6 protein-coding genes are annotated in these 5,698 nt (G+C 36.9%); 3 read left to right on the forward strand and 3 right to left on the reverse strand.

Translation table 11 applies throughout. From position 1 onward, the window contains the following. The first annotated feature begins 145 nt into the window (after positions 1-145). A complete protein-coding gene (locus V7137_RS21705; RefSeq protein WP_335699996.1) occupies positions 146-2,080 on the forward strand; it encodes an endonuclease MutS2 in 1,935 nt (644 codons plus the stop codon). 255 nt (positions 2,081-2,335) lie between these two features. On the opposite strand, the gene V7137_RS21710 is transcribed toward V7137_RS21705, so the two are convergent. Then, a complete protein-coding gene (locus V7137_RS21710) occupies positions 2,336-2,473 on the reverse strand; it encodes a hypothetical protein (protein WP_335699997.1) in 138 nt (45 codons plus the stop codon). Positions 2,474-2,520: 47 nt separating this feature from the next. Here V7137_RS21710 and V7137_RS21715 point away from each other — a divergent pair, with 47 nt between their 5' ends. Continuing rightward, positions 2,521-2,739, forward strand: coding sequence for a cold-inducible protein YdjO-related protein (locus V7137_RS21715; RefSeq protein WP_335699998.1), 219 nt, complete (start codon positions 2,521-2,523; stop codon positions 2,737-2,739). Between the two features lie 54 nt (positions 2,740-2,793). Here V7137_RS21715 and V7137_RS21720 read toward each other — a convergent pair whose 3' ends face one another. Both V7137_RS21720 and yhfH read right to left on the reverse strand, forming a co-directional pair. Continuing rightward, on the reverse strand, positions 2,794-2,967 hold the full coding sequence (locus tag V7137_RS21720) for a hypothetical protein (protein WP_335699999.1): 174 nt from the start codon (positions 2,965-2,967) through the stop codon (positions 2,794-2,796). Positions 2,968-3,114: 147 nt separating this feature from the next. Continuing rightward, positions 3,115-3,249 carry a protein YhfH gene (yhfH, locus tag V7137_RS21725; RefSeq protein WP_218348664.1) on the reverse strand — a complete coding sequence of 45 codons (135 nt, stop codon included), beginning with the start codon at positions 3,247-3,249 and terminating at the stop codon, positions 3,115-3,117. A gap of 294 nt (positions 3,250-3,543) precedes the next feature. Here yhfH and V7137_RS21730 point away from each other — a divergent pair. Continuing rightward, on the forward strand, positions 3,544-5,698 hold a 2,155-nt coding region (locus V7137_RS21730), incomplete at its 3' end, for a PAS domain S-box protein (protein ID WP_335700000.1).

Here is a 5,698-nt window from a genome sequence, read left to right on the forward strand (position 1 = left end):
CTCCTGCGGGAGGACGGGGCAGGGGAGACCCCGCAGGAGCGCAGCGACGAGGAGGCTCCCCGGACCGCCCGCGGAAAGCGAAGCGCCTGGAGCGGAAATCAACAGGCAAGTTTAACAGAGCCTTATTCTTAGGAGGTTATTAAAAGTGAATCAGCATACTCTCAATATTTTAGAATTTCAACAAATCAAAGACATTATTGCAAATTTTGCCTTAACCAAAGAAGGTAAGGAAAAAATTGAGTGCCTAACACCATCAACCAACTTGAAGCAAATAGCAGCCTGGCTTGATGAGGTATCTGAGGCGGTAGAAATTTTACAAAAAAGTGCTAGTGTTCCTGTGCATGGCTTGGATGGGATGGATGCTTTATTGAATAACATGAATAAAGGAGTAGCACTAAGGGCTGACCAACTGGCTAAGCTTTATGATTTTTTGGATTGCTGCGGAAAGATGCGAAGATACATGAAAGATAAAGTTTATTATGCACCAAGAGTTTCTTCCTACGTTGATGGAATTGAAGAATTGCCGGAGCTTGCGAGTGAGATTATCCGCTGTATTAGAAATGGTCATGTTGATGACTATGCTAGTAAAGAGTTATTAAAAGTAAGGAAACAAATAGCAATTCAAGAGGAAAGGCTTAAAGAAAAAACACTTCAGTCGATTCGCTCCAATAAATATAAAAATTATTTGCAAGAGAATGTGATCAGTCAAAGAAATGGCAGGTATGTAATCCCGATTAAGAAGGAATATCGGAACAAAATAAAAGGAGTGGTATTTGATACCTCTGCTTCTGGTTCTACTCTTTTTATAGAACCTGAAGAAATTGCAACTTATCAAGATCAATTAAATTGGTTATTCGCTGATGAAGAAGTGGAAGTTCAAAAGGTTTTAACCTATTTAACAGGGTTGGTTGAAGAAAAGGAGCGACAAATTCGACTTGCGATCGAAACCATGGTTCATTACGATTTTTTATTTGCAAAGGCCAAGCATAGCCGTTCGATAAATGGATCAAAAGTGGGTATAAATGAATCTGGTCAATTGAATTTAATTGATGCAAAACACCCGTTATTAGGAGATAAGGCTGTCCCGCTTTCCTTTACTCTCGGTTATGGCGAGCACGCTTTGGTCATTACCGGTCCAAATACTGGCGGGAAAACGGTAACGATTAAAACGGCTGGCCTATTGACCTTAATGATCCAATGCGGTCTCCATATTCCGGCAGCCCCAGAAAGTAATTTGAATATCTTTGAACGAATTTTAGTGGATATTGGGGATGGGCAAAGTATCACGGAAAATTTAAGTACATTTAGCTCACGAATTGTTAATATCATCGAAATCTTAAAGGAAACCCAGCATCGAACCTTGGTTTTATTAGATGAGTTAGGTTCTGGAACAGACCCTGGGGAGGGCATGGGGCTGGCTACCGCGATTTTAGAAACTTTGTATGAAAAGGGGGCAACCATTCTCGCAACAACCCATTATAGTGAAATCAAAGTACTTGCCGAAACGCATCCTGGATTTATTAATGGATCAATGGAGTTCGATCTCACCACTTTAAGTCCCACATATCGCTTAACGATTGGAAGAGGAGGAGAAAGCCAGGCCTTTGCAATTTCGTTAAAACTTGGGATTCATCCGAAAATTCTTGAAAGGGCTCATACGATCACTTATAAAGAGGAAAAGAAATATACAACTGATATAACAGATGCATGGAAACTTAAGGAATTGGAAAAACAGGTGATTATTAATAAATATCAAAACGATAGGAACAAATCAAAACCGGAGGTAAAAGTCCCGCTTTTTCAACAGGGGGATAATGTAAAAATTACACCTACAAATGAGTTTGGGATAATCTATATGGGTCCTGACACTCTTGGAAATTACGTTGTGCAAATCAAAGGGCAAAAGCATACAATTAACCACAAAAGAATTAATTTATATATTGCAGCAAAAGAACTATACCCAGATGATTACGATTTCAACATTATTTTTGAATCGAAGGAAAACCGTAAAAATGATAAGCTGCTTTCGAAAGGACATCAAGAACATATATCGATTGAATATAAAGAAGGTAACTTTTAACTCTAATTAAAAGGGTGTGTTAAAGCTTATTGTTGATTTTGGCACCCTGTTGATTGGAGAGGAAGGCGCGAAGACTCCTGCGGGAGGACGGGGCAGGGGAGACCCCGCAGGAGCGCAGCGACGAGGAGGCTCCCCGGACCGCCCGCGAACCGCACGCGCCTGGAGCGGAAATCAACAGGCAAGTTTAACAGTGCTAATTAAAAAAATCCACAAGTTTCCCTTTAAGGGAGTTTGTGGATTTTTTCCTGCTATTTACTATTCCTTTTTATTATTAAGGTATCTTTCCGCAAGTAATTTCTTGACTTCATTATAGCTCATGCCTGATTGGCTATTTAACCTCTTAACTTCTTCAATATCCGTTCCAACTTTTGTATATCTTTTTTCATTGTGCATTCTTTTTCTCAACTCCTAAGGATTTATGGAAATGAAAAGCAACTTATTTGTACATACTATTAAAAAAGGAGGCGGTTCCCATTTTTTACGGTAAAAGAGCAAAAGAAGAAGAAATTGAAACAATTCTGGTTAATACAGAAATCTATTCTTGCATCGATGAAGCCTGTATAGGGTGGATGAGAAAGGACTTCGTTGCAGAAGACCTGCTATGCCCAATGTGTGGTAATGAAATGCTTCAAGAAATGAGAGAACTTCCGCAAATATAATTATTGAAATAATGGACTAAAGACTGTCATGGATCATGGACAGTCTTTTTTTATCTATAGATTTTCATTTTGCTGGCGAATTTCATCTCCGCTGATTAAGGTGTTTGCTTCTTCAAGATTCCTAAGCTCATCCACTGATTCGCCTGATACGGTTTTCGTATTATTAGCAAAAGTTTCTTTTAGGGGGTTTCTAGTTTGATTACTCCATGATTTAGACTTGTTATCCATACATATCAACTCCTTATCTATAGGATTTGCATCAAGAAAAGGGATTATGCCTTCCTAATTCTCTCCTAAAAGGCAAATCTTAAATAACCATAAGTTCCTCTTGAAATAACGAAAAAACTCTCCAATGTTATTGGAGAGTTTTTAGAGCTATTCTTCTTTTTTAGCTAAACATTTGTCACATTCCATAAAATAACTTTCTGCTTGTTCCTCCATGTGTTGACCACACTCTGAACATTGTTTTTTTGGTAAAGTACGGAAAAACTCAACTGGACTCATTAACATAATAAAACTCCTCCTTTATTAATACAGTTTATTAATATCCTTCTTGTTATAGTACAGTATAGCTGAAATAAATAAAAATGTGTAGGCTTTTTTTAAAAAATTCTGCCTTTTCCTCAAAATAGGTCTTTTATCACAAAAAATATTAATTGTCCGTTTTTCCATTTCATTGAAAGGTGAGAAATAGGTTAAAATAAAGGGAAATTGAGGCTCGAAGAAAATTTTAGACTTCCATAACAATTCGCATTACATTACAATCATAGTAGAAAAGCAATAGATTTGGGGGGATGCAGGCAAATGAATGCAATTATAGAGACTTTTCATCCTCTATTCATAATAATTGCCATAGGTTTAACGATAATGGCATCATACACCGCATTAGATATGTTTACTTTAGTAAAGTCGACTGAAAAAAATAAAAGGCTTCTGTTTCTGGGTGGTACAATTTCCATTGGTATCGGGATTTGGGTCATGAATTTTATTGGGCTCATTTCCGCAGATATAAACAGGTTTGCTAGTTATCACATTCCACTAACGGTTCTTTCCATCATCATCGGGATTGCATTTACTGGAATGGCTTTCTTATCATTATTTGGAAAACAGATTAAATTTTATCATTTAATTTCGGCTAGTTTATTTCTTACGCTTGCCGTTTTTGCAATCCATTTAATCGGTTTATATGCCATGAATGTAACGATAACGTACCAAGTTTTTTTGCTCCTTTTTTCAGGTCTATTAATCTTTGCTTCTTTTTTATTCTCTTTATGGATTCTTTTTTCTTCGAAAAGCTATACCCAAGGGAACCAGGTCTGGTTAAAACCAATTAGTGCGGTCATTATGTCGTTAGCGATCATTGAAGGGCATTTTCTTCTAAAGCGAGCGTTAATTACAACAGTAAGCGAAAGGATTAATGGGGAGGGTGCAGATAGTCCTTTCTTTATTTATTTGGTATTATTCTTGTCTATTTTAATTATTGGCGGGCTAATTGTATCAAGTACATTAATTAGTAAACAATTGGCGACAACTGATACGAACTTAAAGGACATCAAAGCAGCGCTTGATGCTTCCACTATTGTTGCGATTACAGATCCCCATGGAATAATCATATATGTTAATGATAAATTTGAGGAGATTTCCAAGTATTCAAAGGAAGAGATCATGGGCCAAAATCATCGGATCTTAAACTCTGGTTATCATTCTAAGGAATTCTTCAAGGATTTGTGGACTACGATCCGTTCAGGTAAGATTTGGCGCGGAGAAATCCGTAATAAAGCAAAGGATGGGTCGTTTTACTGGGTTGATACCACGATTGTTCCTTTTTTAAATAAAAATGGCAAGCCAATTCAATATATTGCGATTCGTTCAGATATTTCGGATAGAAAAAGAGCTGAGGGTCATCTTAAAGATACCATTAAAGAGAATATTGATATTAAATTTGCTCTTGATCAATCCTCGATTGTTGCATTTACCGATGCAAAAGGAATTATCACCAGTGTAAATGAAAAGTTCTGTGAAATTTCAAAATATAAACGGGAAGAAATTCTTGGCAAAGACCATAACATATTAAATTCAGGTTTCCATTCAAAAGAATTTTTCAAAGACCTCTGGAAGACAATTGGTTCAGGGAGAGTATGGAAAGGAGAGATTAGAAATAAAGCAAAAGATGGGACCTATTATTGGGTGGACACCACGATTGTTCCATTTTTGAATGATCACGGAAAACCATACCAATATCTCGCAATACGAAATGATATTACTGAACGGAAAAGGACAGAAGAAGTCCTTCATCGTCAGGATAAATTGGCAGCAGTTGGTCAATTAGCAGCTGGTGTTGCCCATGAAATACGCAATCCACTAACTTCGATGAAGGGGTATGCGGAATTCTTACAGTTGGATGAAAAGGATCCAGAACGATTAGAGTTCTTGGGTATTATTCTCGATGAAATTGAACGTGTGAATACGATTGTTGAGGACTTTATGGTATTAGCTAAACCAAAAGCCGTTGAATTAGAAGAAAAAAATGTCGTTCCAGTTATTAAAAACGTCGTCTCTCTGCTTGAATTTGAAGCAAGAAAGAAAAATGTTCGTTTGACTTTTGATTGCAATCAGGAACTCATTCAAATTGAATGTGATGAAAACCGTTTAAAACAAGTATTTCTAAACTTCATTAAAAATGGAATCGAAGCTATGCCTAATGGTGGTGAACTCCATGTTAAAACAATCATCCACGATAACAATGTTCAAATTTCCATTCAAGACACAGGTGTGGGAATTTCCAAAGAGAAATTAAAGAAACTCGGGGAACCTTTTTACACAACCAAAAAGAATGGGAACGGCTTAGGATTGATGGTAAGTTTCAAGATCATTGAAAGCCATAATGGAAAAGTATTTGTCGAAAGTGAACCAAATAAAGGAACCACCTTTAATATTTTATTACCGGCAAAAATTGCAT

It is taken from the genome of Neobacillus drentensis (assembly GCF_036962765.1).
Taxonomy (GTDB): domain Bacteria; phylum Bacillota; class Bacilli; order Bacillales; family Cytobacillaceae; genus Neobacillus; species Neobacillus drentensis_C.

Bases quoted from the DNA above. Each gene is read 5' to 3' on its own strand.
- V7137_RS21710 (WP_335699997.1), bottom strand. From the start codon at position 2,473: ATGCACAATGAAAAAAGATATACAAAAGTTGGAACGGATATTGAAGAA.
- V7137_RS21720 (WP_335699999.1), bottom strand. From the start codon at position 2,967: ATGGATAACAAGTCTAAATCATGGAGTAATCAAACTAGAAACCCCCTA.
- yhfH (WP_218348664.1), bottom strand. From the start codon at position 3,249: ATGTTAATGAGTCCAGTTGAGTTTTTCCGTACTTTACCAAAAAAACAA.